We start from the raw sequence: 25,014 nt of genomic DNA, 5'->3' as shown, positions 1-25,014 counted from the left end.
CTTATTAAAATGACTTTAAAGAAAGCAATTTGAAATGGGACCAAGATTTCAAAAAGATTTAATCGAATTGTTTTTGCCCCGTTTTTTATCCGTTTGATTCGATCAATAATTTTAACATTTTCAGCCTGTGTATAATTGGTAGGTTCACTTTTGCATCGGGGTTGAGTCTTAACGGCATAAAGTGGCTTTCAAGGAAATGAGCATAATCAGTAATTACGGTAGCCTGATTAAGATAAATTGGAACCTGCTGTTTTCCGGCTTGGGCAAAAAAATCTTCTAACTGCTGTATTTCTTGGATGGTCATACTGCAAAGTTATCATTATGTAACGAGTTGGACTAAACAAAATTAATCCTGAACGAGTATCTCTCTCATGTTCAATATAAATAAATTTTAGCGGCTGTTATAAATGCCAAAGATGACAGATTAGTTTCCCATTACATAGTTCAATGTCTTATCATTTCCTTTTAATAAATCTGATAAATTCTTCTCGATTTTAACATCGGGTACAAGGGGTCCGTCGTGCCCTTTCCAATTTTCCCAATATTGGGTAGAGTAATTTACCTGTAATTTGGTGTTTGGTAAATTAAATGCGCGTACTTCGCCATAATGGTTAATGGTGCCCGCGGTAGTTTCTCCAACTAAAATGGCTTTGGTTTCTTTTTTAAGTTTAATTGCATTCATAATGGCAGAAGAAAAGGTGGCCCGACCAATCAAAACGAAAATCTTTCCCTTTTTATTTAAAACGTGATTTTTAATCTTTTCGATAAAGGGTTCTAATACTGCACTGTTCCCGCCGCCATTCATCCTTAAATCAATAATAATGCGGTTTGGTTTTTGTTTTTCAATCTCTTTAAATAAGTTATCATTAAAGGCTTCAAAGGGTTTCTTTGGGTCATCCTCACATTTGTTGTAATTGAAGTACAAACTGCCTTTTTCTATTAAATACCAGTAGTTTTCTTTATGGGTATTTGCAAGTAAACTGCCATAAACAGGTGCATATACCATATCTACCTGCTTAGTTTTTGGTATGGCATCTAATTTTACTTTTAATGTTTCTCCGGTAGGACTTAAAAGTTCAAGTTTTAGCTCATTTGGACTGGGGCTTAAGTTTAACGCATAAAGCAGACCGGGACTTGCCAGATAACTTGCTTCAGCAACATTAAAATAAGGGATATTGCCAGAGATAATTACAGACGAAACAGCTTTTTCTGCTTCTGGTAAAGTTTTATCACCTATTCGGATCACCTTTGAAAGTAGGAGCTGCTTATTTGCTTCATCAGTTGAAGTGATGACCAGTCCATCATCAAACCGCTCAAATTTTACTGGGTATTTAGTGGTATACGGAGGAATTATTGTGCTGTGCTCATCACCAATAGCCGCCTGTATTTTCATGATTTCTACATAAAATTTTTCAGCAGAAATGCCAGCTGTCTGCGCTTCAAGATGCGTTATCATTGCATTAAATTCTGGTTTAGAAAGTTTTGCAAAAAGATTTTTGTGTTTAACAGGAAGGCTGTCTTTATAGAATTTTAAATCATCACTGAAGATGTTTTTCGAAGTTTGTGCAGAGGTATAAGTAGCACATAATGAAAAGATTATAAAAAGGAAACAGCTGATATTTTTCATTTATATATGTTTACATAAAAGATGTAGAATTTTGGAAAAAGTTGCACGAGTGGGAACGTTTTTGATAATTATCCTAAATATATTCCTTTTTTGCAAGATCTGATTTTATTGCTAAAAATTTTAGTTTAAATTTGTTTTCCCTAATTAATTGTTATAGTGTTCTAATCACGTTGAAAGAGAATGAACAATAGTGAAATGAAAAAAGATATCCCTCGTTCTGATATGATTCAGGATATTTCGTCACTTAAAAAAGAATACTACCGAAAGGAGACCGCATGGCACCGAGATTGGAAATTGGCTTTCCCGCCATCATTTAGAGAAGTTGCTTTTTATGATGCAGCCAATGCCGATATTCATCGTGCTGATGTATTTACACCATCAGGTTATACCATTGAGTTTCAAAATTCGCCAATAACATTGGCCGAGCTTAATAGCAGAGAGGCATTTTATCCAAATTTAATATGGGTATTGAATGGCAAGAAATTTAAGGGATTTAGGATATTGAAACATTTGCCTGATGTGGATGATCCAAAACTAAAGGATTATGAGTTTTGTCATTCCGATCACCTTTCAATGGTAAGGAAATCAGAGGTAATGCAGGGACTTCCCAGTCCAAAAATACTTAATTTTTATCATCCCGAACTTCAGGGTATTAAACTCACCTCGAACCTATATTCTTTTTGTTGGAAACAGCCTCATAGTGTATGGTATTTGGCTACTGCAAAAATTATTTTAGACTTAGGCGGGCATTTTTTATATGAGCTAAAACAGCGTAAACAATTAAATGGAAATTATCCATACCTGAAAATGTTAAGTAGGAAAGCCTTTATTGATTGGCATACGCCGCCAGAAATTTAAGTTAAAATAAATTAGACATGCATCTGAAATTAAAATACAACGATGTACAGTCTTAATGCCGAGATATAAATTAGAACAGGATATGATGAATAAGAAAATCCGGACATTGTCCGGATTTTCTTATTTTAATGTTTTACAATTTTACCCTTTTAGCTTTTGGTTCTGGTTTTTCAGGTAATTGTATCGATAAAATCAAATCAATGCTTTCCGAGTTGGTTTCATAATCGGATGCAATTTTTTCCCATCTTTTTAATTCTGCCTGTAAGGTTTCGATTTCCTTACCTAATGATTCGATCTTATTCTGGATTGATTTTCTAACGTTTGTATTTGCCATAACACAAAATTATGATTTGATGGCATATCTTTAAACTTCTTTGCGATAAGGATGCCTGTAAAAAATGCTAAGTGTTCTCTTTCAATGAGTTTTATTCTTGTAAAATTTTCAACAATAGTGAAGAATCACCGAATTTGCTTACGATACCAAATAATTGTGCAATGATTTGCTATTTTTACCCAACATCCCTAATAAAATATGAAGAAAAATAATAACTGCGATCTTAAAACCTGCTTTATGTGCCAACTCACATTAACAGAATGGCATCCTGCCATTGAGTGCCATAAACGGAATTTTATCGTTAAAAAAGGGGAGGTAATTATCAAGGAGGGCGATCCGGTGAGCGGTGTTTATTTTGTTACTTCCGGCAATGTTAAAGTCCATAAACAATGGGGCGATAAAGAACTGATTTTACGCTTTGCGAATGATGGTGCCATAATCGGGCATAGGGGAATCAGCAGCAGCATTTCTACTTATCCAATATCTGCAACTGCTTTAGAAACCACTAAACTTTGTTTTGTAGATATCGATTTTTTTAAAAGTACCATAAAAGTTAACCAGGAATTTGCTTATGGTTTGTTGATGTTTTATGCTGATGAACTGCATGCCTCAGAAAAGAAAATGCGGAATTTAGCTTTAATGTCGGTTAAAGGAAGGCTTGCCGTAGCTATTTTGGGATTGAGAGATCAATTTGGCTTAGATGCAGAAGGCTTTTTAAATCTGGCGTTAAGCCGTCAGGATCTGGCTGCATTTACCGGTGCCACTTACGAAACCGTTTTTAGGACGATGAATGAACTGCTGGCTGAAAAATTAATAGTAGTGAAAGGAAAGCAAATTGGTATTTTAAACGAGGCTGGATTAGTAGATTTGAGTAACAAATAAATTAAAATTTGTATGTTGGGAATCGTTTTATGTGGCGGGCAGAGTTTACGGATGGGTACCGATAAAGGTTTGCTCATCCATCAGGATAAACTTTGGGCGCAGGTGCAGGCTGATAAATTAAGTGTGCTTGATCTCCCGGTAAAATTTTCAGTTAATTCATCGCAACAAGAAACCTATGCAGGTTATTTCGGGGCTGAGCAGTTGATTGTTGACGATCCTTCGCTTGATATTAGAGGTCCTCTACTGGGCGTACTTTCTGCTCATTTATCAAATCCAGAAGAAGATTTGTTTTTATTGGCCTGCGATATGTTATTGATGGAAATCAAATTGCTGGAAAAACTAATCCACTCGTTTAAGGCTGACGACACTTTCGATGCTTATATTTTCACCCAAGATGGCCAGCAAGAACCCTTATGCGGGATTTATAAGGCTGAAGGTTTGAAAAAAATTGTACACCTGCTTCAAACCAATGGTTTGGCCAAACACAGCATGAAATATGTTTTAGGCAATTTGCGCGTTTGCGAAATGGGTATTGAGGACCAGGATTACCGTTGTTTCAGTAATTTTAACTCGCAAGAGGAGATAAATAACGTAACGTCACCCTGATCCCTATTGATTTACAAAAGCTGTAATACTGATTGATCAATCTTAGTGAAATTCTCTTTTTCTCCTTCACAAAGCACACAACAATAATCTTCTGGTAAATCTTTAAATGCCGTACCTGGGTTAATGTTGTTTTCAATTTCGCCAATGCGCTCGTTATACACCGTTAAACAACTGTTACACTGATATAAAAACTCACTATCTTTTTTTATTGCTTCTTCAGTTTGAAAGCTTTGTTTTTGGTTACCTGTTTTAATGGCATTTAAACGGTATTTGTAAAACTTAAATATCGAACGCCTCACTTGTTCTGGTAATAAAAAACTGGGATTGCTTCTGCTAAAAATTTCACCTGTACGTTCGTTGGGGTTAAAATCTTTAGCACAAAGGATATCGTAAACGGGGAGTAATTTTAATCCTAATACATTAATCAAGTGGCGTTTTTGGATGAGGATACTACTGAAAACTTCACTTTTTTTGCGTGTTTTAATACCAAAGCAGATTCCAAACGTCCTGGTATCATCAATGCTTAAATGTTTAACAAGGAAATTTTTTAACATTAGACCTTCGTTACAGTTATCTTCTACCTGAAAGTTAAGTTCGTTGGCGGCATGCCGCATATTAATCTCAAATTCTTCGAGCAAACTGTTCCAAAGGTTTTTATCTTTTTCGTCAATCCCTTTTATAATGATGGTTTTCCAGGATGTACAGCACAACTGACCAAGTTTGGTATCTAAACAAAGCTGACAGAGTTTCTTTAAAAATGCAATGCTGAACAGCTCATCGCGCCTGTAAATGCCCAACCAATATTTGTTGTTGTAGCGGTTTAAACCTTCGTAATAAGGTAGGTTAAATGATGATAGGGATACGGTGTTTTCAGCAGGTTTAAGGATAAAGTTTTCCTGATCTAAAAGTGCAAAGAGCTCTTCACCGTTGGCTTGTGGATTATCTATAAACTGTGACTGATTGTTTTTGATAATACCCTCCAGTGCTTTGGTAACCTGTGCGATATGGTTGGTGTAACAAAGCTGGTTCCATTCGTAGGTTACATTTGTTTTTGGAAAGCGAATAATTAAATGCCAATAATGTTCGGATTGTGAAGAGGCGATCCAGTTGATATTGCCCGTTAGCATTGGGGTAAAACTTTGGTCGCTATCGCAGATATTGACTTTAACAGAAGGTTTAAAATCGATATCATCTAAAATATCTTTATATACACCTTCAGTAAGCCAGGTTTTACGGATAAAAATATCTTCAGCAGGATAAGAACTGATAATATTCGGAAAATTATTGGTGTCTACTTCGTAATCCATCCCGAGTTTATCCATTTCGCCCGTAAAAATGTCAATATTGTAGCTTGTAGTATCAATCAATAACTGCTGGCGGAGGCCAAAACGAACATATTGGATCCGCGCTTTTGTTGCTGCAACCAGGATGTTATACAGGTTGCCCGGTGATATGATTCCACCTGGAAAGTTAATGATGATGGTTTGATACATGGTTTAGCTATTTAAAAGTCCAAATTCTACTATTGCCTTTGGGAAGTTTTTGTTTTCGTGTCCTGGCCGGCATAATTTTAAAAGCGCAAATCTTTGGATATTAGTGAGTTTACGCCACTGGTTTATGGATAGTTGTAATTGTAATTCTGTGGCCTTTTCTTTTAGCATAGTAGGGATTTGGTGTAGGTTTCCCCAATCTGGTAGTGGATCAATAGCCAGTGTGGTAGCCTGGTTTCCAGTATATTTGGTAATCAGGTTAATCAGAAATTGATGATACTTGTCTGTTTGTTCTTGAGTTGAGACAGGAAGTAGAGCCAGTTGGATTCTTTCTGTTGGATGAAATTTGCTCCATTCTGCCAATTTTAGTTTTATTCCTGCGGCATCCATTTTAAAACGGACGATCATTGGGATACAACGCACATTTTCTTCAATAAAATCTTCTTCGAACTTAAAATATTCAATTCCTTTTAGGTTTTTAAATTCTGAAGGACCAAGTTTTACTTTTATCACTTTGTTTAATTTTAAATGTTATTCTCTGAACCTTACATTAAAGAGAACTTACTCTTCTTATTCTGTCATGTTGAGCTTGTCGAAACACATCAAAGTGTATTTAATAAAGGCCCTTCGACAAGCTCAGGATGACAATTCGTATTATGATACACGCTTATGAAGAATCACGAAAATCTATCATTTCTCTACTAAAACCTGCTTAGGCTCCGTTTTTAAAACGTTTACAAACGAATCCAAAATTGCTTTTACTTCTGGCCTACAACTACCACAACCCATTCCGGCACCACTTAACTGGCAGAGCTGCAAATGATCTTTACAGCCATCTTTAATTTTGTTGATCAGGTTGCCTTCGCCAACATTGTTGCAGCTACATACTGTTTTGCCAATAATGGGTTCGGTTGTTTTGCCACTCCTTAGCAATTGAAGCCGTTTTTCACTCAACTCCATTTTATTTTCGATCAGGTTGCGGAACTCTAAAAACTCACTTTTATCACCGATTAATATTGCTCCAACCAATTTATCATTATATACGATACATTTTTTATAATAACGTTTTGTTTTGTCGATGAAAACAATTTCTTCGTAAGTGGGGTCGTTGTTCGGTATTTCGGTCACACCCAAAGAGCAAAGTTCTAAACTGTGCATTTTAAGGATATTCATGAGCAAGCTACCTTGGTAAAATTTAGCAATGTCTCCGCTAAGAAACCGCGCTACTATTTCGGCCTGTTGTTCTGCTGCTGCTGTGATACCGTACATATGGCCTTTAAATTCAGCAATTTCACCAATGGCATAAATGTCTCTTTCGCTTGTTCTCAGGTATTCATCAACTACAACACCTCTTTTACATTCTATGCCTGCTTCTTTAATCAGTTCTGTATTCGGAACGGTGCCTATTGCGATCACCAAAGATTCGCAATCGATCAATAGACCACTTTTTAAACGGATACCTGAAATGCTTTTTTCTCCAATAATCCGGTCTACTTCATCATTGTAAAAAATCTCAATGCCTTTGCTGAGCAGTTCTTCATGGAGTAATTGACTGCCTAATGCATCCAACTGGCGGCCCATTAATCTCGATATCCGCTGGATAATCGTCACTTTTGATCCTGTTTCGGCCAAAGATGTAGCCAATTCGATCCCCAATAAACCGCCACCAACAATTACTACTTTTCCATTTGTGGTATCCACGTGTTTTATAAAACTGTCGGCATCATTACGGCTTCGCATGGTAAAAATGCCGTTTAGTTTCGGGATGTCTTTAAGCACAAAAGCCCTGCTTCCGGTGGCCAGGAGCAGGATGTCGTAATGATGGGTTTCTCCATTACTATCGATAACGGTTTTACTCTCTTTGTTGATCTTTTCGATACCTAGTCCACGGTGCAGTTTAATTCTATAATCGGTTTCCTCGCTATCGCTCATTTTAATGAGGTTATGCCAGGGTAAAGAGCCAATAATATAATCGGGGAGAAGTACCCTGTTGTAAAAAGGAAAATTCTCTTTACTAAAGATCTCAATATCATCTTCTGTGTTTAAGGTTCTGTAACTTTTAACAAAACCACATGCACCAGCCCCCGCACCAACAACAATAATCTTTTGCCGGGCTTTTTGATGTAATTTTACTTCTACGGCACTAAATTTAAAATCGGGTTCCTTGCTTTGTGGGTCGACCAGGTTATTGGTGAGGTTGTTCACCCGGTTTAGATCACTTTTTAAGATTTTTCCCCAGTGCATGGGCATAAAAACCACTCCGGGTTTAATATCTTCCGAAAATTTTGCTTTTACACGAACATTTCCACGTAAACTGGAAATTTCGACGATATCATTATTCTTAATGCTCCGAGCTTCCGCATCAACCGGGTTGATTTCTAAAAAAGATTCGCTAATGTGTTGGTTCAGTTTATTTACCTTGCCTGTTTTGCTTCGGGTATGCCATTGATCCCTGATTCTTCCTGTGGTTAAAATCAGCGGATGTTCTGGTGTTAAAGCTTCCGATTGGTTCCGATCATCAAATGATAAAATATTCGCTTTTTTATCTGGCGTGTAAAATTGATGATCGGTAAATAATCTAGCTGTTCCAAGCGCTTTTTCCGCTTTTGGATATGGCCATTGAACGGCTCTTTTTTCTCTTAAAATCTCATAATTAAGTCCACTGATATCAATGTTGGTTCCTTCGGTTAGGGCCGCATGCTCATTGTATATTTCGCCTGCATTTTTAAAATCGAAGCCGTGATAACCCATTTTTTTTGCAAACCGGCAGATAATTTCTGAATCTGGTAAGGCTTCTCCAGGCGCATCCGTTACTTTGCTGAGGTAAGAAATATAACGGCCTGCATTGGTCATGGTGCCTTCTTTTTCTACCCAGGCGGCTGCAGGTAATACCACATCAGCATATTTTAAGGTTTCTACGGTATTGCTAATATCCTGAACAACCACAAATTTTGCTTTTTTTAATCCTTCTTCGGCTGTACGAACATCAGGAAGACTGATTAAAGGATTGGTGCATAAAATCCATACTGCTTTGAGTTTTCCGGTATTCAGCTCATCGAACATTTCTGTTGCGGTTAAGCCCGGTTTAGATTGAATGGTTCCCAATGGGATCTGCCAAAATTTTTCAACCTCATTCCGGTGATTTTCGTTAGCTAAAACACGGTGTGCAGGCAATAAATTGCTTAAGCCGCCAACTTCTCGTCCGCCCATGGCATTTGGCTGTCCGGTAAGTGAAAATGGTCCGCTTCCAGGTTTACCGATATGGCCGGTAATGAGGTTTAAGTTGATTAACGAAAGGTTTTTATTGGTGCCTACTACACTTTGGTTAAGCCCCATAGTCCACATGCTGATAAAACCTTTTGCATTCCCAATGTAAGATGCCGCTAAACGAATATCATATTCTGTTACACCGCAAGTTGCTGCCGCTTCTGCTAAAGAGGTTGAGAAAACAGTAGAACGGTATTTTTCATAACCATTGGTGCTGTTGATGATAAAATCAGCATCGATTTTTCCATCTTCAATTAAACATCTGCCAATGGCGTGGTGAAGGGTAATATCGGTGCCTGGATTGAGCTGCAGATGGACATTGGCGAGCGAGCAAGTTTGTGTTTTTCGCGGATCGCTTACAATGATCTTTAGGTCAGGATTTTTTTGCTTTGCGGCTTCAACCCGGCGCCACAGGATAGGATGGCACCATGCTGGGTTTGCGCCTGCAACAAAAATACAATCGGCAATTTCAATATCATCGTAACTAATAGGCACGGTATCTTCACCTAAGCTCATTTTATAACCAACAACCGCACTGCTCATACATAAGCGGCTGTTGGTATCGATATTATTGCTACCGATAAATCCTTTAATCAATTTATTTACTACGTAATATTCTTCTGTTAAACACTGTCCGCTGGCATAAAAAGCCACGCTATCAGGGCCATATTTTTTAATAAGCGCTTTGAAAACAGCTGCTGTTCTTTCTAGTGCGGTATCCCAACTTACTCTTTGGAGGGGCATATTTTTGTTATAGCGCATTTCGGGATAAAGCAGCCTGTCGCTTTTGTCATTCGCTGTGTAATGAAGATTCATGCCTTTACTGCACAACATGCCTTTGTTTACAGGGTGGTTTTTGTCTCCTTCAACCGTTATCCGCTCATGGATATCTTTGTGTACCACAATGCCACAGCCTACACCGCAATAGCAGCAGGTAGTTGTTTTATTTTGCGATATGTTTTTTTCTTCTTTCAAATGATCGGTTCGTAAGGTAGGTTTTGTTGACGTTGTTTATTTGCTGGGGGTAAGCACCAGGTCTTCTATTTCGGCTGCTTTTTGTGCCATAATGGTTCTGAAAATGAATACTGCAATGCCAATTCCTAGAATGATAAAACCGAGAAAAGTAAATGCGCTGGTGTAATCGATCAGGTCTTTTTGAACATTATGTCCGTTTTCGATTATATTTTTAGTAAAGTGACCAGCTTTAGCTTTAAACATAAAGGCAATAAGCATAGCGCCAATATTTCCGCCCGCACCTACAATGCCTGCTACACTGCCAACTGCAAGCGGATTGATGAAAGGAACTAAGCTGTATGTTGCTCCATTGGCCATTTTTAAACTTAAACCGAATACAAACATCATAAAAATGGCCATCCCGATATTGCCCGATTTTGCGAACCAGATTAAACCGATTCCCTCTATCAATAGCAGTAAGGCAAGCAAAAGTGTTTTGCCGTCAAATCCCCATGTTTTGCCAATTTTATCGGCAACAATGCCACCTAATGGTCTGGCAAAAACATTGATCCAGCCAAAAATACCTGCAACCATTCCGGCTATGGCAATTGTTGCGCCGAACGAATCAGTAAAAAATATTGGTGCAAAGTTATCTACGGTAATTTCTACACCAAAACAGGCCGCGTAAGCAATGGTTAAAATCCAGGTACGATAATCTTTCGCTGCAATTAAGAAGGTATTTTTGGTGCTTTTTATGTTTTCATCTTTTAAATCCTTAAAATCTCCCTGTGGGGTGTCTAAAGTATAGCGGTGATATAAAAAAGCACAGATCAAAAGCATTATACCAGGAAAAATCATAGCATAACGCCAGCTGTCTTCGGTACTACAAAAGCCTAAAGCAGTAAAGCCCGATGCAATTAAAGGCATGAATAGATTGGCGGCACCACCGCCTGCATTGCCAAAACCACCTGCTGTTGCATTTGCTGTTCCTTTAATGTTTGCAGCAAACATAATGGAAGTGTGAAATTGGGTAATTACAAATGATGCGCCGATTACGCCAATAGCTAAGCGGAAAAGCAAAAATGAAGTATAAGAATGGCTGGTTCCGATTAAGAGGACCGGAATGGCGCAAAGCACCAAAAGCCAGGTGTAAATGAGTTTGGGGCCAAATTTATCAATCAATCTTCCGATGAGTAAACGGGCAATAATAGTAGCTGATACTGAAGCAATTTGGATATTTCCTACCTGATCTTTAGTGAGGTGAAGTTGCTCTCTGGCTATCTTCATTAAAGGTGCCATGCCAAACCAGGCAAAAAAGCAAAAGAAGAAAGTTAGCCAGGTGATGTGAAAGGTTTTCATTTGAACACCTTTGAGCGAAAATATATTTAATTTATCTAGCGGTTTGGTAATAGAGTTTAGTGTCATAACGGTCTGTTTAAGCGTAAATAAATGGTTTCTTTTAAAATTTATAGCCTAAACCTACGCCGACGTTCCATTCGCCATTTTTGACTGCGGTTTTAGGGTTGTAGTATAGCGGTACCTGTAAGGCCACATGGCGAAATGCCGTTGTTAAGCCAAAACCAAGGTTAGGAGTGAGGGCTGCATTTTTTGGCGCTCCGGCAGCCACTTTATCTTCTTTGATTCTTAAACTGGGTAACAATCCCAATAAAACGGTGTAAGGTTTTTTGCTGAATTTGATACTGGGCCCTGTACAGTTTATAAAAGCACCATGATCAACATATCCGGCAACGATAGTACCATCGAATAAAACGGCTTTAGTTTGCGATTTAGCAGAAAAAAAGAACAAGGTAAGTGCAAGGCAGCCTGTTATGGCTACAGAATTAGAAATTTTCATGTCGGTTTGGTTTGGGTTAAATTTTTATCCGGAAAAGTTTAAATCTTAAGGGTCAGGTTAAGATTTTGGCGTTGTACCAATATAAACAGTTCCGTTTTCTATCTTTACAGGATAGGTTTTTATTGCGCACTCATCGCCGCTTAAACATTCGCCAGTGCTCAATGAGAATGTTTTTTTGTGGAAAGGGCAGGCTACCTTAGGTTCATCGGTAGTAGAGCCAATCATTCCGCGGCTTAATGCCATCTGCTTTTTATGCGGGCATTCATTTTGAGTGGCATACCACTCATTTCTTCTGGTGAAATAGAAAAGTGCAATCTGATCTTCACCATGTTTTACGCATACGCCACCGTTCTCAATGGCATCCTCGACTCGGCAGGCTGCTAGCCAATTTGATTGTTCATTCATAATTTGAGGTTTTATAAGGTTTGTAAAGATTATTGATTAAACTGTTTTCCATTCGGCGGTTCTTTTTTGTCCACGCATTTCAACAAATTCTATGGTTGGATCTTTGTCTTCCGGTGCATTTACAAAATGAGAGAAGCGTTTTCTGATTGCAGGGTTTTCAACTGCCTCTTTCCACTCGCATTTATATGAGGCGATTAACTTCTCAATTTCATTTTCCCATTGGGTTGCCATTCCTAAACTATCGTTGATAATTACATTCCGCAGGTAATCTATTCCGCCTTCCATTTTGTTGAGCCAGGTTGCAGTTCTGGTAAGTGGATCGGCAGTGCGGATGTAAAACATCAAAAATCTATCGATGTATTTAATGCAGGTTTCGTTATCTAAGTCTGTTGCCAGTAAAAGGGCGTGTTGCGGTTTGCTTCCACCATTTCCGCATACATATAAATTCCAGCCTTTTTCGGTGGCAATAATGCCAAAATCTTTACTTTGGGCTTCTGCACATTCTCTGATACAGCCGCTTACAGCTGATTTGAATTTGTGTGGTGCACGGATGCCTCTGTACCTTTCTTCAATTTGGATGGCGAAACTTACGCTGTCATGTAAGCCGAATCTGCACCAGGTACTACCAACGCAGCTTTTAACGGTTCTTAAGCCCTTGCCGTAAGCGTGTCCGCTTTCAAAACCAGCCGCAATTAATTCTTCCCAGATAATAGGAAGGTCGTTAAGGTGTGCACCGAACATATCTATACGCTGACCTCCCGTAATTTTAGTGTACAGGTTGTATTTTTTAGCTACTTCGCCAATTACAATCAATTTATCAGGTGTAATTTCGCCGCCCGGAACCCTCGGTACTACAGAATATGAGCCACCTTTTTGAATGTTGGCCAGAAAACGGTCGTTACTATCTTGGGCTACATCATTTCCTTTTTTAAGGATCATTTCATTCCAAAGGCTGGCTAGGAGTGATGATACTAATGGTTTACATACCTCACAACCATCGTTTTTACCTAGCGCATCCAGTACTTCATCATAACTTTTTAATTCGTGGATATGAATAAGGTCGAAAAGTTCCTGCCTGCTGTAGTTAAAATGCTCGCAAATTACATTTTTGATATATTTGCCTTGCGATTTTAAGGTATAGGTCATTAAATCTTTTACCATTGGCAAGCAGCCACCACAACCTGTGCCTGCTTTGGTGCATTTTTTCAGGTCATCGATGTTTTCGCAAGGGCCATCGGCGACTGCCGAGCAGATATCGCCCTTGCTAACGCCTTCACAGCTACAGATCAGTGCACTGTCTGGTAAACCTGTAATTCCAGCCCCGCTTGCTGGTTCGCTTCCACCACGTGCGCCCAGTATCAGTTCTTCAGGGTTTTCTGGCAATACAATCCGGTTATTAGAGGTCTGCAACAGCAGGTTATATGCTGTTGCATCTCCAATTAATATACCTCCTAAAAGGTATTGCCCGTCATTACTAACATTTATTCTTTTATAAACCCCTTTGTGTTTGTTTTCGAAGATAATTGTACGGCAATCGGGTTCGGTAATAAAATTATCACCAAAACTGGCCACATCGATGCCAATTAGTTTGAGTTTGGTGCTCATATCAAATCCTGTGAAAGCTTTATCACCTTCGCAAAGGTTTGCGGCTAATACTTCGGCCATTTCGTAACCTGGTGCAATTAAACCATAAATCATTCCATCGTATAAAGCGCATTCGCCGATGGCAAAAACAGCTGGATCATTGGTCTGCATTTTTTGATCAACAACAATACCACCGCGTGGACCAACCTCAATGCCACAGGCCTTTGCCAGTTCATCACGTGGTTTTATACCAGCAGAGATGACCAGCATATCAACATCTAAAACAGTATCGTCACTAAACTTTAATGCCGTAATAGAGCCATCGCCTTCAATGCTTGTCGTGTTTTTATTTAAGTGGATCTGCAAACCTAAATCTGTGAGCTTCGATTTAAGCATATCGCTACCAGCGGCATCAATTTGCCTAGGCATTAAGCGAGGTGCAAATTCAATGATACTCGTTTTTTCGATGCCCAGATCAATTAATGCCTTAGCCGCTTCGAGCCCTAATAAACCACCTCCAATAACTGAAGCTGTTCGGGCCTTTTTTGCATAGCTACTAATCAGGTCAAGATCTTCTATTGTACGGTAAACAAAAACACCTTCTTTCTCAGTTCCAGGGATATTGGGCACAAAAGCACCAGAACCCGTAGCAAAAACAAGAATATCGTAGCTATAATCTAAACCATTAGCTGTATAAACTTTTTGCTGTTCGCGATCTATTTTGGTAACCGGGTTATTGAGAAATAGGGTAATATTTTGTTCCTGATACCAGTTTTCTGTAGAAAGAGAGAGGTCTTCGGCTGTTTTGCCATTAAAATATTCACTTAAATGCACACGATCGTAAGCTCTTCGGGGTTCTTCTCCAAAAACAATAAGATTAAAAGAAGAAGTTTTTGATCTAAGCTTTTCGCAGAATTTATATCCCACCATTCCATTTCCTATTACGATTATTTGTGGTTCTTTCATAAATCTTAAAGGTGTTTAGTGATTTTAGTTTCTTTTGGTTGTTTTTTATTTTGGATTATTTGTTTTGGTGTATTTTTTATTAAATAATCGTTTTAAAAATTAATAATTTAATAATTATATGATTTTTGATATTCAAATATATGGTTTAATTATATTAAAAGTTTATTTTGTGTGATTTTTATCATAAAATATTTAATTTTTTAATAAATTTTCATCACTTTTATACTTAAATAGTTAAATCATTAAAATTATGAATCAAAAAACTGCTGATTTTGGACTTTTTATAATGGGTGGAGGTCCTGGAGATCCGGAATTGATCACTATGAAGGCTTTTAATGTGTTAAAAAGAGCTGATGTTGTTCTTTATGATAACTTAAGTAATGAAAAATTACTAGAAATTGCTCCTAAAACATGTAAAATGATCTATGTTGGTAAGCAACCCTACGGAAAATACACGCCACAAGAGAAAATAAATGAATTAATTGTCGAAAATGCCCAAAATTATCAGGTTGTTGTACGTTTAAAGGGAGGAGATCCTTTTATTTTTGGTAGAGGATTCGAAGAATTGATTTATGCGGAGGCCAGAGGGATTAAATGCCATTACATTCCGGGTATCAGCAGTATGCAGGGTGCAGGTTTTATAGATGTGCCTTTAACGCACCGTGGAATTAGTGATAGTGTTTGGATACTTACCGGAACCAAGAAAGATGGAAGTTTAACTAACGATCTAAAATGCGCCATGAAAAGTTCGGCTACAGTTGTTATATATATGGGTATGAAAAAAGTTGGCGAAATCTCTAAAGCTTATTGCGATGCGGGCTTAGGTGATATGCCTGCGGCAATTATTCAACATGCTACCTTACCCAACCAAAAACAAGTGGTATGTTCGGTGAAAAGTTTACAGGAATCTGCAGAACAAGCGGAATTAACATATCCGGCTATTATTATTATAGGGAATGTGGTGCAGGCTAAAGCTTATGCGAACTTAAATCAAGGAGAACTTTTATCAGCATAGTGAATAGGGAGGTAACCAGAAGTCTGGAATATAAGATTGATTATTTTAAAAAAACAACCTTTATGTTTTTTGTGCCTTAGTGGTTAAATAATGGAGGATTTAACTTCCACTTAAAATAAAAAAGCCCGCAAGGTTTAACTTGCAGGCCAATTTAATATGGGTAGATTAATTTAAGGTCAATTCGATTACCGGGATTTCGAAGTCGGGTTTTTTCTTTGGTAATTTTAATACCAGAGTGTTTCCAGTTGATTTTTGGGTATCAATCTGTATTTCGGAGTTATCGTGCAAAAACTGCGCATATTTCGCCTTATCTTTATACCCATCCAGCGTAATGTAGCCCGTATTTGGATATTCGAACAAATGCACATATAGTTTTTTGGTGTCGTTATTGTAAGTGAGTTTTACTCCTTCAGGCGCTTTAAATTCGGTTGGCGCGAAAGTGCAATGGTAAATAGATTTCGAATTGGCGTGCATCCAAAGGCCTAGGCTATCTAAAGCAATGTTTGCCCTGTTATCAAACTCACCACGCGCTGTAGGCCCAACATTTAATAATAAATTGCCTCCATTGGCTACCGAAGTAATCAACAAATCTAATAACTTCCTGTTGCTTTTCCAGGTATTTTCATCACGGTGATATCCCCATGAGCCTGAAAATGTTTGGCAGGTTTCCCAGACTTTACCGCGGTATTTTTCTAATTCCTTCGGACTAACCTGTTCTGGTGTTTCGAAATCTGTACCATCTTCATAATCATTAAGATCTAGGCGGTTATCTACAATAATTTGTGGCTGCAGTTTTCTAATCTGTTTAAGCAATTCTACCGAACCCCAATCATCGCGGCCTTTACCATGTTTGCCAGGATATGAAAAATCGGCCCAAAGAATGTCGATTTTGCCGTATTTGGTAAGTAGCTCGGTTACCTGATCGTATAGGTATTTACGGTATTTGGCTATATCTCTGTTTTTGTTCAATGCCGCATACTGATCCTCATCGTCTTTATCAGGTCTTAAAGGATGGTACCTATCAACGGGAAAATCGGGGTGGTGCCAATCAATCAGCGAATAGTAGAAGCCTACTTTTATACCTTCGGCACGGAAAGCCTCAACGAATTCTTTAACCAAATCTCTTTTGGCCTGTGTATTTGTTGCTTTATAGTCGGTGTATTTGCTGTCAAATAAAGTAAAACCTTCATGGTGTTTGGTCGTTAACACCGCATATTTCATGCCTGCTTCTTTAGCTTCTCTGGCCCATTTTTTAGGGTTAAATAAATCCGGATTAAACTGATCAAAGTATTTTTGATAGTTTTCGTTGGTAATGTGTTCGTAATTTCTTACCCACTCGTGGCGGGCTGGCAATGCATATAGGCCCCAGTGGATAAACATACCAAAGCGGGCATCCGTCCACCATTCCATTCTTTTGGTTTTTTGGGCGGCAGTTTCATTACCCAAGCGTTTTTGAGCATAGCCAGGTAAAATCAGGCTTAACATCAATAAAGCTGATAAAATTGTTTTTTTCATTGTGTGGTTTCTTTTGGTTAGTGATTAAAAGGCTAATTTAGGGAGGTGCAGGCTTTTAAAATGATCGGATATGAGCAAAATATTAAGCCAAATTGGTTTGTGTTTTAATAGATGAGGTTGAGGTTCTTAAAACTTTGAAGATGGTATTCTTGTTTAATTGGCAGTGTTGTGAAATTTAATTTGATAAAAGAAACGATGAAAACTCAAAAAACACCTGCCAAGCAAAACAAACAACCAGGGATAGAGGTGAAGATGAATCCAAGACCTGAAGTAATTAAAGCAGACTATAAGGGAGCGGGGAAACTAAATGATAAGGTTGCACTGATTACCGGTGGAGATAGTGGTATTGGTCGTTCGGTAGCGGTTCATTTTGCAAGGGAGGGTGCCAATGTAGCTATTGTTTATCTGGATGAGGATATTGATGCAAAAGAAACCCAGAAAATGGTTGAAACTGAAGGGAAACAATGTTTATTGATTAAAGGGGATGTTAAAAAGTCTTCATTTTGCAGAAAAGCAGTAGAAACAACGGTTAAAAAGTTTGGAAAGATCAATATTTTGGTAAATAATGCCGGCATGCAGGTACCGCAGAAAGATCCAAAAAAGATCGACGATAAACAGCTGGAAGATACCTTCCGTACAAATATATTTGGCTATTTTTACTTTGCACATGAGGTATTGGAGTATTTTCATGCAGGCGATACCATTATCAATACCACCTCGGTAACAGCTTATCGTTCTTCGCCAAATCTGATCGATTACTCTTCAACAAAAGGGGCAATAACTTCTTTTACGCGTTCGCTCGCTACAAATTTAGCCAAAACAGGTATCCGGGTTAATGCCGTGGCACCCGGACCAGTGTGGACACCACTCATTGTATCTACTTTTGATGAAAAAAAGATTAAATCATTTGGATCTGAAACGGCCATGGAAAGGGCAGGCCAGCCCTCAGAACTTGGGCCATCTTATGTGTTCCTGGCTTCAGATGATGCATCATTTATAACAGGGCAGGTAATCCATGTAAATGGTGGGGAAGTGGTAAACGGTTAATTTTCTTTGCCTTTAATCATATTTAAACCATTTCTACGGCGTCAGATCCATTTAATTTTGTAAGTATTGTGGTTCATCTTTATTTAAATAATGAAATTGACGCTTTATAACATTTCGCTATCGTCTTTGTCATATGCATTCGGATCTTTATCCAGCTCTCCTATGTCAGATTCGTTATAATTTTCGGTTTCCGTTTCTTCTTCCTCTTCGTTTTCTTCATCATCAGGGCCTTCAATTTCCTTATTTAATTGAGTACCCGTGCCATCTTCAAAATGCACTTCATCCTCGGTATATCCCTCATTATCTTTTTGTTCTGCAGCTCCTCCACGGGCATTTCCTTGTGAGCGGTTAATCTGAAACTGCTCAATGTTCTGGATCTCTTTTTGTGGTTGATTGTTCTCTTGATTTTCCATGGCGTGCGTTTTAATATAAAACAGCTTGAGCGTGATTAAGTTTAAATAACGTTGTAATTCTTATACTAAAAATATTAAACATTTCGAAAGACCTGGCGAGGGTAGATTGAAGCTATGGTCTTGTTCTTTTTTGTTGCGATAACCAGGTAACTATCCTGGAGGATAGCACTATCCTTTGGTATAGTAATAGCTTTTTGATACTTCATATCTATAGTTTTGTGAGACAAAAAAAGCAAAAAATGAAAATATTACATTTAATATCAAGCCCGAGGGGCGAAGCATCTTTCAGCGTTAAATTGGGAAATGCAATTGTAGAAAAATTACAGGCGGCTAATCCGGAGAGTACGGTAACTACTAATAACCTTACCAATACACCATTTCCACACTTAGAAGAGGTACACATCAATTCTTTCTTTACCCCGCTCGAAAACCATACGCCCGAACTGGCCGAAGCAGTAAAACATTCGAACCAAGCCATTACTGAGCTAAAAAATGCCGATGCCATTGTAATTGGGGTGCCTATGTACAACTTTGGGCTTCCTTCTGCTTTAAAAGCGTGGATTGATCACATAGCACGTGCTGGCCAAACATTTAGCTATTCAGAAAATGGCCCAGTGGGATTGATAAAAGGTAAAAAAGTTTATCTGGCCATTTCATCAGGCGGTGTATATTCTGACGGACCAATGAAAGCCTACGATTTTACCGAATCTTATCTGAGATCGGTATTGGGCTTTTTAGGGATGATAGATGTAACCGCCTATAGGGTAGAAGGTTTAAGTATACCCAACCTGAAAGATGTGGCATTAAATAATGCTGTTGAAAGTATAATACTATAGCATCTTTTTTAGTGCCTGATTTCGTCATTGCGAAAAGAAGAACGATGAAGCAATCTTTCACATAGTCCTGCTATAAAGATTGCTTCATTCAATGAAAAATTGGCTTCGCAATGACGATTTCCTTTAGTTAAGTAAATATTTATCTACTCTATTCATAAAATCGTTCAGATCGAAAGGTTTATTGATAAAATCCTCCGCATCACATTTAGCCTTAACTGCATTCAAGTGGTTATTGGCCGACATCATCATTACCGGAATATCATGTGTTTTAATGTTTCGCTTTAGTGTATTACAGATATCAAGGCCATTTCCATCAGGCAACATAATATCGAGAATTACCATATCAGGCAGGTGTTTGCTCATCTGAAACCAAAAATCGTTTGTATTTGGACAGGTCTTTACTTCGTAAAGCTCTTCGATTAATAAAAATTCTATGATTTCTCTAATCCACGGATTGTCTTCTACTACATAGATGCACTTTTTCATAAGCTCAAATTTGTTATATAGATAACTAACCTAGCTATCAGATGTTTAAGATAGTTATACACAATATTAGCGTTATTAACTTTCTAGTGGCACATGTCATGCGTTTCTATAATTTTTGCGCTGGCTAAAAAAAATATAAAAATAAATTTTGATACTAATTTTTTTAGTATAGATTTGCTTTTGGAGAGACAGGATACAGGAAATATTGTAGAGATAATTCCATGTATTTAATTGAAGATTTTAAACAAAAAGCTTCTAGCTTGGTTTGTTTGCTGATATATTTATTTTTTCTATGACCGTTACCGTTTTAGCCATATTCGAAACAGATTTTAGACCAGATCTTTCATTAGGTAAAATTATGAATGAAAGATTGAGGATTGCTGCTGCAGATTTGCAGGATATTCATTTACAGCATTTACATGCCATTGGGCAACGTAGTGATGATTTAGTGGTGTATATCAGTTATAACCCTAAATATAAAATAAGATGGCGTGTAGTTAACGATGTGCCAGAAGAAGTGGAAAACTTTGTAGCACAAACTTGTGGTAATTTAGGTTACATCCACTGGAAAACGGCATCATTAAATGTTTTTAAGGGAAATGAGTAATTGTACTCAAAGTTTTCGTCATCCTGAATTTATTTCAGGATCTATCTAGCCAGTAAGATGCTGAACTAAATTCAGCATGACGGATCGTTCTGATAATCAATAAAACAAAAAACGAGATGCTGTTTAACATCTCGTTTTTTGTTATCATTACCCTGATCCGATAGTTATCGAAGATGCTGAAATAAATTCAGCATGACGATCATTCCTGTAATATATAATAGGTAGGCGTTTATTAAACTAAAAACCCTCCGCCTAATAAATCATTTCCTTCATAAAATACAGCCGATTGGCCAGGAGCAATTGCCGAAACATTATGATCGAACACTACACGCATTTTATCTTTTTCCTGAACAATTGTACTTAACATACCTGCATCTTTATAACGGATTTTGGTAATTACATCATTCATTGGTTCTTCAATGCTTGCGTATTTTATCAGGTTAATGTTGCGTACCATGGCTTCACGGCGCTCAAGCTCGTCGGCTTTACCCAAAACTACCGTATTACTTTCAGGCAGTATTTGCGTTACAAACATAGGCTCGCCAAAGGCTACGCCTAAACCTTTACGCTGACCGATGGTATAAAAGGGGTAACCTTTATGTTGTCCAACCACCATTCCATTGCTTAAAATGAAATTTCCGCCGGCCACTCTTTCTTCTAAATCTTCTACTTTATGTTTTAAAAAAGCCCTGTAATCATTATCCGGTACGAAACAGATTTCATAACTCTCGGATTTTTTTGCCAGTTCTTCCTGCCCCATATCCAAAGCCATCTGTCTGATTTCAGATTTTGCAAAACTGCCTAATGGGAATTTAGTACGCGAAAGGTTCTCTTGCGAAACACCCCACAGTACATAAGATTGATCTTTATTTTCGTCTTTTCCTTTCGAAATTACGTAGCGGCCGCTGTCTTGCTGACGGATATTGGCGTAATGCCCGGTTGCAATAAACTCGCAATCGAGTTTATTGGCGCGTTTTAAAAGTGCTTCCCATTTAATATGTGTATTGCATAAAACACATGGATTTGGCGTTCTTCCGGCAAGGTATTCGTCAACAAAATTATCGATTACGTAATCGCCAAATTCATCCCTGATATCAAGGATATAATGCGGAAAACCATAGTTTACGGCAAGTGTACGGGCATCGTTGATACTATCTAATGAGCAACAGCCAGTTTCCTTACTGCTTCCACCAGAAGTAGCATAATCCCAGGTCTTCATGGTTAATCCAATAACCTCATAACCCTGCTCATGCAACATTACAGCCGCTACCGAACTATCAACCCCGCCACTCATGGCAACCAGAATTCTACCGTGTTTACTCATCTTAAAAATATTGGATGCAAAAATAAGGTTTATTTAGCTGAAATTATTTAAAGCAAGTCAGTTACTTGTAAAAAGCGGTTACTAAATTGCTTGGCTATCTAATAGATGCGCTAATATGGCTGAGATGTTCAATATTATTTTGAAATGAATGGTTCGGTGTTAGTGGCTGCCAGCAGCCCTGCTATCCCTTCAAGTCCTCGGCTCGTACCTCACCTCCGGGCTTTCCGTTCTATCAGGTTTACATCATAAAGTCTGTGGTGTTTGGCAACTACAAAAATCACGCATTAATCGCTCAGGTTTTCGAAACTTGAAGGGAAACCGTAATAAATTGTATCTTCAAGCTTATTAATTGTATTTTTTATTTTACTTAAACGTTTTAGTTATATGTTTTATGCATATTTGAAGATAAATTAATACCTTAGAATTTTCAACAGAACAAGCTAAATTTTAAACTCATATGATTAAAAAAGTTATCCTGCCTTGTCTTTTGCTATCGGCCCTGGTTACCTCGGCACAGCAGAACCTAGTGCAGTATGTTAAGCCCATCATTGGTACATCTAAAATGGGGCATACCTATCCTGGTGCAACAGTTCCATTTGGTTCGGTGCAGTTAAGTCCCGAAACGGATACCTTATCTTACGAAGTAAACGGAAAATACAATGGCGATGTATATAAATATTGTGCAGGTTATAAATATGAGGATAAAACCATTACCGGCTTTAGTCATACCCATTTCAGCGGTACCGGCCACTCCGATCTGGGTGATTTTCTTATTATGCCTACGCAAGGTAAGTTACAGTTAAACCCGGGTATAGCGTCAAACCCTAAAGGTGGTTACCGTTCGGCCTATTCACATGCAAATGAGGTTGCAGAGGCAGGGTACTACAAGGTAAAACTGGACGACGATAACATTACGGCAGAACTCACTTCAACCACCAGGGTAGGGATGCATCAATATACTTTTCCTAAATCAGATCAATCGCACATTATTCTCGATTTAATGGCCGGTATTTACAATTACGAGGAAAAAACCGTTTGGACCTACGTGCGTGTGGTGAATGATACGTTGATTACAGGTTATCGCCAAACAAATGGCTGGGCGAGAACCAGGACCGTTTATTTTGCGATGAGTTTCTCTAAACCTTTTAAAAGCTACGGACGTAAAAGCTATGATGCTAAACAGGCTTACCGAGGTTTCTGGGGTAAGTTTAACCAGGAACAGAACTTCCCTGAAATTGCTGGCAAAAAATTGAAAATGTTTTTCGATTTCGATACCCAGGAAGGAGAGAAAATCAAGATTAAATTTGCTTTATCTCCTGTTAGCCAGGAAAATGCCTTGCAAAATATGCGGGCAGAAATTTCAGGTTGGGATTTCGAAAAAGTGAAGGCTCAGGCACAGGCTACCTGGAATAAAGAATTGAATAAAATACAGGTAACTACTTCTAATGATAATAAAATCAATTTTTACACCGCTTTATATCACGCTTTTATCAATCCAACCATCTATACCGATATTAACGGAGAGTATAAAGGCTTAGATCAGGGTATACATAAAGCGAATGACTTTACCAATTACACCACTTTCTCACTCTGGGATACTTACCGGGCCTTACATCCATTCTTTAATATTACGCAGCCAAGCCGTAGTAACGATATGGTAAAATCGATGTTGGCGCATTATGATCAAAGTAGCTTGCACATGTTGCCGATCTGGTCGCACTATGCTAATGATAACTGGTGCATGAGTGGTTATCATAGTGTTTCTGTAATTTCTGATGCGATTATAAAAGGTACTTACAATGGCGATGCCAATAAAGCATTAGATGCCTGTATTGCAACAGCAAAACACCGCGATTATGAGGGAATTGGTTATTATATAGATAAAGGTTATATCCCGGCAGAAAAATCTGGAATTTCGGTTTCCAACAATTTAGAATATTCTTACGATGACTGGTCGATTGCTCAATTGGCGAAGAAATTAAACCGTATGGATGTTTACGATGAATTTATCAAACGTTCTAACAACTGGAAAAATAACTACGACAGCGCTACGGGTTTTATGCGTCCGAAATTGGCTGATGGAACCTTTAAAAAACAATTCGATCCAAAAGATACCGAAGGGCAAGGTTTTATTGAAGGTAACAGCTGGAATTACAGTTTCTTTGTGCCGCAGGACCCGACTTCGCTGATTGAAATGATGGGTGGCAAAAAGAAATTTGCAACCCGCTTAGATACTTTGTTTACCATGCATTTACCTGACGAGTTTTTTGCACACACTGAAGATATTACCCGCGAAGGTATTATTGGTGGTTATGTACACGGAAACGAGCCGGCACATCATATTGCTTATCTTTACAATTGGACAGATCAGCCATGGAAAACACAGGCACAGATTCGCCACATCTTAAACATGCAATATAAACCAACTGCCGATGGCTTGGGTGGAAATGATGACTGCGGACAGATGAGTGCCTGGTACATGTTTTCTTCATTAGGTTTTTACCCGGTAGCACCGGGTTCTGATGTATATTCGTTAGGTAGTCCGTTGGTTAATAATGCTGTAATTAACTTAGAAAATGGTAAAACCTTTACCGTTGAGGCCATTAAACAAAGCGATAAAAATGTTTATGTAGAGAAAGTTTTATTGAACGGTAAAGAAATTACCGATCATAAAATCAAGCATGCTGATATCACAAATGGTGGAAAGCTAACCTTTTACATGAGCGCAAAACCTAAGAAGTAATTTTTCTCATCCTGTACAAATTAAGCCGTCGGCTATTTTTAGTCGACGGTTTTTTTGTTTACCTTTCGAATGTCGTCATTTCGAGCGAAGTGCAACGTAGTCGAAAACCCGAAGGCGCTGCGAAGCAAAATCTATCTCGAGATAGATCTCTCCATTCCACTGCGTTCCAGGAGATGATGATCATTCTATTGGAAAATCTT

General features: G+C 38.2%; 22 protein-coding genes. 8 read left to right on the top strand and 14 right to left on the bottom strand.

Annotated elements, in window-relative coordinates:
* Positions 1-85: 85 nt before the first annotated feature.
* Both FHT21_RS10180 and FHT21_RS10175 read right to left on the bottom strand, forming a co-directional pair.
* The gene (locus tag FHT21_RS10180) at positions 86-304 is read right to left on the bottom strand and encodes a hypothetical protein (protein ID WP_167294558.1); all 219 of its coding nucleotides are present in this window, start codon (positions 302-304) and stop codon (positions 86-88) included.
* Positions 305-424: 120 nt separating this feature from the next.
* The gene (locus FHT21_RS10175) at positions 425-1,627 is read right to left on the bottom strand and encodes a S41 family peptidase (protein WP_167294557.1); all 1,203 of its coding nucleotides are present in this window, start codon (positions 1,625-1,627) and stop codon (positions 425-427) included.
* Positions 1,628-1,807: 180 nt separating this feature from the next.
* On the opposite strand from FHT21_RS10175, the gene FHT21_RS10170 reads away from it, so the two are divergent.
* Positions 1,808-2,485, top strand: a complete 678-nt coding sequence (locus FHT21_RS10170) for a competence protein (RefSeq protein ID WP_243853952.1) — start codon at positions 1,808-1,810, stop codon at positions 2,483-2,485.
* A gap of 133 nt (positions 2,486-2,618) precedes the next feature.
* Here FHT21_RS10170 and FHT21_RS10165 read toward each other — a convergent pair whose 3' ends face one another.
* The gene (locus FHT21_RS10165; protein ID WP_167294556.1) at positions 2,619-2,819 is read right to left on the bottom strand and encodes a hypothetical protein; all 201 of its coding nucleotides are present in this window, start codon (positions 2,817-2,819) and stop codon (positions 2,619-2,621) included.
* Positions 2,820-3,056: 237 nt separating this feature from the next.
* Between FHT21_RS10165 and FHT21_RS10160 the strand changes: the two genes are divergently transcribed.
* Together FHT21_RS10160 and FHT21_RS10155 are read left to right on the top strand one after the other, a co-directional pair.
* Entirely contained in the window at positions 3,057-3,701 is a 645-nt protein-coding gene (locus FHT21_RS10160; protein WP_243853951.1) for a Crp/Fnr family transcriptional regulator, read from the top strand.
* Positions 3,702-3,713: 12 nt separating this feature from the next.
* Entirely contained in the window at positions 3,714-4,307 is a 594-nt protein-coding gene (locus FHT21_RS10155) for a molybdenum cofactor guanylyltransferase (RefSeq protein WP_167294554.1), read from the top strand.
* An 11-nt stretch (positions 4,308-4,318) separates the two neighbouring features.
* Here the strand turns inward: FHT21_RS10155 and FHT21_RS10150 are convergent, their stop codons facing one another.
* The 7 genes from FHT21_RS10150 to nirB form a co-directional block, all read right to left on the bottom strand.
* Entirely contained in the window at positions 4,319-5,800 is a 1,482-nt protein-coding gene (locus FHT21_RS10150; RefSeq protein WP_167294553.1) for a rubredoxin, read from the bottom strand.
* A gap of 3 nt (positions 5,801-5,803) precedes the next feature.
* Positions 5,804-6,310, bottom strand: a complete 507-nt coding sequence (locus tag FHT21_RS10145) for a nitrate reductase associated protein (protein WP_208398901.1) — start codon at positions 6,308-6,310, stop codon at positions 5,804-5,806.
* A 177-nt stretch (positions 6,311-6,487) separates the two neighbouring features.
* The gene (locus tag FHT21_RS10140) at positions 6,488-10,039 is read right to left on the bottom strand and encodes a nitrate reductase (RefSeq protein WP_208398900.1); all 3,552 of its coding nucleotides are present in this window, start codon (positions 10,037-10,039) and stop codon (positions 6,488-6,490) included.
* 36 nt (positions 10,040-10,075) lie between these two features.
* Positions 10,076-11,443 carry an MFS transporter gene (locus FHT21_RS10135; RefSeq protein ID WP_167294552.1) on the bottom strand — a complete coding sequence of 456 codons (1,368 nt, stop codon included), beginning with the start codon at positions 11,441-11,443 and terminating at the stop codon, positions 10,076-10,078.
* A gap of 34 nt (positions 11,444-11,477) precedes the next feature.
* A complete protein-coding gene (locus FHT21_RS10130) occupies positions 11,478-11,873 on the bottom strand; it encodes a hypothetical protein (protein WP_223833694.1) in 396 nt (131 codons plus the stop codon).
* Between the two features lie 57 nt (positions 11,874-11,930).
* Positions 11,931-12,278, bottom strand: a complete 348-nt coding sequence (nirD, locus tag FHT21_RS10125) for a nitrite reductase small subunit NirD (RefSeq protein ID WP_029276048.1) — start codon at positions 12,276-12,278, stop codon at positions 11,931-11,933.
* A gap of 36 nt (positions 12,279-12,314) precedes the next feature.
* On the bottom strand, positions 12,315-14,828 hold the full coding sequence (nirB, locus tag FHT21_RS10120; protein ID WP_167294551.1) for a nitrite reductase large subunit NirB: 2,514 nt from the start codon (positions 14,826-14,828) through the stop codon (positions 12,315-12,317).
* A 250-nt stretch (positions 14,829-15,078) separates the two neighbouring features.
* Here nirB and cobA point away from each other — a divergent pair, with 250 nt between their 5' ends.
* Positions 15,079-15,843 carry a uroporphyrinogen-III C-methyltransferase gene (gene cobA, locus FHT21_RS10115; RefSeq protein WP_167294550.1) on the top strand — a complete coding sequence of 255 codons (765 nt, stop codon included), beginning with the start codon at positions 15,079-15,081 and terminating at the stop codon, positions 15,841-15,843.
* A gap of 165 nt (positions 15,844-16,008) precedes the next feature.
* Here the strand turns inward: cobA and FHT21_RS10110 are convergent, their stop codons facing one another.
* Entirely contained in the window at positions 16,009-17,358 is a 1,350-nt protein-coding gene (locus FHT21_RS10110) for an alpha-L-fucosidase (RefSeq protein ID WP_167294549.1), read from the bottom strand.
* 195 nt (positions 17,359-17,553) lie between these two features.
* On the opposite strand from FHT21_RS10110, the gene FHT21_RS10105 reads away from it, so the two are divergent.
* On the top strand, positions 17,554-18,405 hold the full coding sequence (locus FHT21_RS10105) for an SDR family oxidoreductase (protein ID WP_167294548.1): 852 nt from the start codon (positions 17,554-17,556) through the stop codon (positions 18,403-18,405).
* A gap of 104 nt (positions 18,406-18,509) precedes the next feature.
* Here the strand turns inward: FHT21_RS10105 and FHT21_RS10100 are convergent, their stop codons facing one another.
* Positions 18,510-18,818, bottom strand: coding sequence for a hypothetical protein (locus tag FHT21_RS10100; protein WP_167294547.1), 309 nt, complete (start codon positions 18,816-18,818; stop codon positions 18,510-18,512).
* 239 nt (positions 18,819-19,057) lie between these two features.
* Between FHT21_RS10100 and FHT21_RS10095 the strand changes: the two genes are divergently transcribed.
* Positions 19,058-19,654 (top strand): NAD(P)H-dependent oxidoreductase, encoded by a 597-nt coding sequence (locus tag FHT21_RS10095; RefSeq protein ID WP_167294546.1) that lies wholly within the window; start codon positions 19,058-19,060, stop codon positions 19,652-19,654.
* Positions 19,655-19,777: 123 nt separating this feature from the next.
* Here FHT21_RS10095 and FHT21_RS10090 read toward each other — a convergent pair whose 3' ends face one another.
* Positions 19,778-20,140 (bottom strand): response regulator, encoded by a 363-nt coding sequence (locus FHT21_RS10090; RefSeq protein WP_167294545.1) that lies wholly within the window; start codon positions 20,138-20,140, stop codon positions 19,778-19,780.
* A 292-nt stretch (positions 20,141-20,432) separates the two neighbouring features.
* Here FHT21_RS10090 and FHT21_RS10085 point away from each other — a divergent pair, with 292 nt between their 5' ends.
* Positions 20,433-20,747: a hypothetical protein gene (locus tag FHT21_RS10085; RefSeq protein ID WP_167294544.1), complete on the top strand. Its 315-nt coding sequence runs from the start codon at positions 20,433-20,435 to the stop codon at positions 20,745-20,747.
* Between the two features lie 232 nt (positions 20,748-20,979).
* Here the strand turns inward: FHT21_RS10085 and mnmA are convergent, their stop codons facing one another.
* A complete protein-coding gene (gene mnmA / locus FHT21_RS10080; protein ID WP_167294543.1) occupies positions 20,980-22,071 on the bottom strand; it encodes a tRNA 2-thiouridine(34) synthase MnmA in 1,092 nt (363 codons plus the stop codon).
* Between the two features lie 457 nt (positions 22,072-22,528).
* On the opposite strand from mnmA, the gene FHT21_RS10075 reads away from it, so the two are divergent.
* A complete protein-coding gene (locus FHT21_RS10075) occupies positions 22,529-24,814 on the top strand; it encodes a GH92 family glycosyl hydrolase (RefSeq protein ID WP_167294542.1) in 2,286 nt (761 codons plus the stop codon).
* Positions 24,815-25,014 lie beyond the last annotated feature (200 nt).

This window comes from Pedobacter sp. SG908, assembly GCF_011759615.1.
GTDB lineage: Bacteria > Bacteroidota > Bacteroidia > Sphingobacteriales > Sphingobacteriaceae > Pedobacter > Pedobacter riviphilus.
This window is presented reverse-complemented; position numbering and strand designations above follow the sequence as displayed.

What these genes read in the sequence shown, in the direction of transcription:
- FHT21_RS10175 (WP_167294557.1), bottom strand. Translation starts at nt 1,627, where the DNA reads ATGAAAAATATCAGCTGTTTCCTTTTTATAATCTTTTCATTATGTGCT.
- nirB (WP_167294551.1), bottom strand. Translation starts at nt 14,828, where the DNA reads ATGAAAGAACCACAAATAATCGTAATAGGAAATGGAATGGTGGGATAT.
- FHT21_RS10130 (WP_223833694.1), bottom strand. Translation starts at nt 11,873, where the DNA reads ATGAAAATTTCTAATTCTGTAGCCATAACAGGCTGCCTTGCACTTACC.
- FHT21_RS10170 (WP_243853952.1), top strand. Translation starts at nt 1,808, where the DNA reads ATGAACAATAGTGAAATGAAAAAAGATATCCCTCGTTCTGATATGATT.
- FHT21_RS10105 (WP_167294548.1), top strand. Translation starts at nt 17,554, where the DNA reads ATGAAAACTCAAAAAACACCTGCCAAGCAAAACAAACAACCAGGGATA.
- FHT21_RS10135 (WP_167294552.1), bottom strand. Translation starts at nt 11,443, where the DNA reads ATGACACTAAACTCTATTACCAAACCGCTAGATAAATTAAATATATTT.
- FHT21_RS10180 (WP_167294558.1), bottom strand. Translation starts at nt 304, where the DNA reads ATGACCATCCAAGAAATACAGCAGTTAGAAGATTTTTTTGCCCAAGCC.
- cobA (WP_167294550.1), top strand. Translation starts at nt 15,079, where the DNA reads ATGAATCAAAAAACTGCTGATTTTGGACTTTTTATAATGGGTGGAGGT.
- FHT21_RS10160 (WP_243853951.1), top strand. Translation starts at nt 3,057, where the DNA reads ATGTGCCAACTCACATTAACAGAATGGCATCCTGCCATTGAGTGCCAT.
- nirD (WP_029276048.1), bottom strand. Translation starts at nt 12,278, where the DNA reads ATGAATGAACAATCAAATTGGCTAGCAGCCTGCCGAGTCGAGGATGCC.
- FHT21_RS10085 (WP_167294544.1), top strand. Translation starts at nt 20,433, where the DNA reads ATGACCGTTACCGTTTTAGCCATATTCGAAACAGATTTTAGACCAGAT.
- FHT21_RS10095 (WP_167294546.1), top strand. Translation starts at nt 19,058, where the DNA reads ATGAAAATATTACATTTAATATCAAGCCCGAGGGGCGAAGCATCTTTC.
- FHT21_RS10165 (WP_167294556.1), bottom strand. Translation starts at nt 2,819, where the DNA reads ATGGCAAATACAAACGTTAGAAAATCAATCCAGAATAAGATCGAATCA.
- mnmA (WP_167294543.1), bottom strand. Translation starts at nt 22,071, where the DNA reads ATGAGTAAACACGGTAGAATTCTGGTTGCCATGAGTGGCGGGGTTGAT.
- FHT21_RS10100 (WP_167294547.1), bottom strand. Translation starts at nt 18,818, where the DNA reads ATGGAAAATCAAGAGAACAATCAACCACAAAAAGAGATCCAGAACATT.
- FHT21_RS10150 (WP_167294553.1), bottom strand. Translation starts at nt 5,800, where the DNA reads ATGTATCAAACCATCATCATTAACTTTCCAGGTGGAATCATATCACCG.
- FHT21_RS10110 (WP_167294549.1), bottom strand. Translation starts at nt 17,358, where the DNA reads ATGAAAAAAACAATTTTATCAGCTTTATTGATGTTAAGCCTGATTTTA.
- FHT21_RS10155 (WP_167294554.1), top strand. Translation starts at nt 3,714, where the DNA reads ATGTTGGGAATCGTTTTATGTGGCGGGCAGAGTTTACGGATGGGTACC.
- FHT21_RS10090 (WP_167294545.1), bottom strand. Translation starts at nt 20,140, where the DNA reads ATGAAAAAGTGCATCTATGTAGTAGAAGACAATCCGTGGATTAGAGAA.
- FHT21_RS10075 (WP_167294542.1), top strand. Translation starts at nt 22,529, where the DNA reads ATGATTAAAAAAGTTATCCTGCCTTGTCTTTTGCTATCGGCCCTGGTT.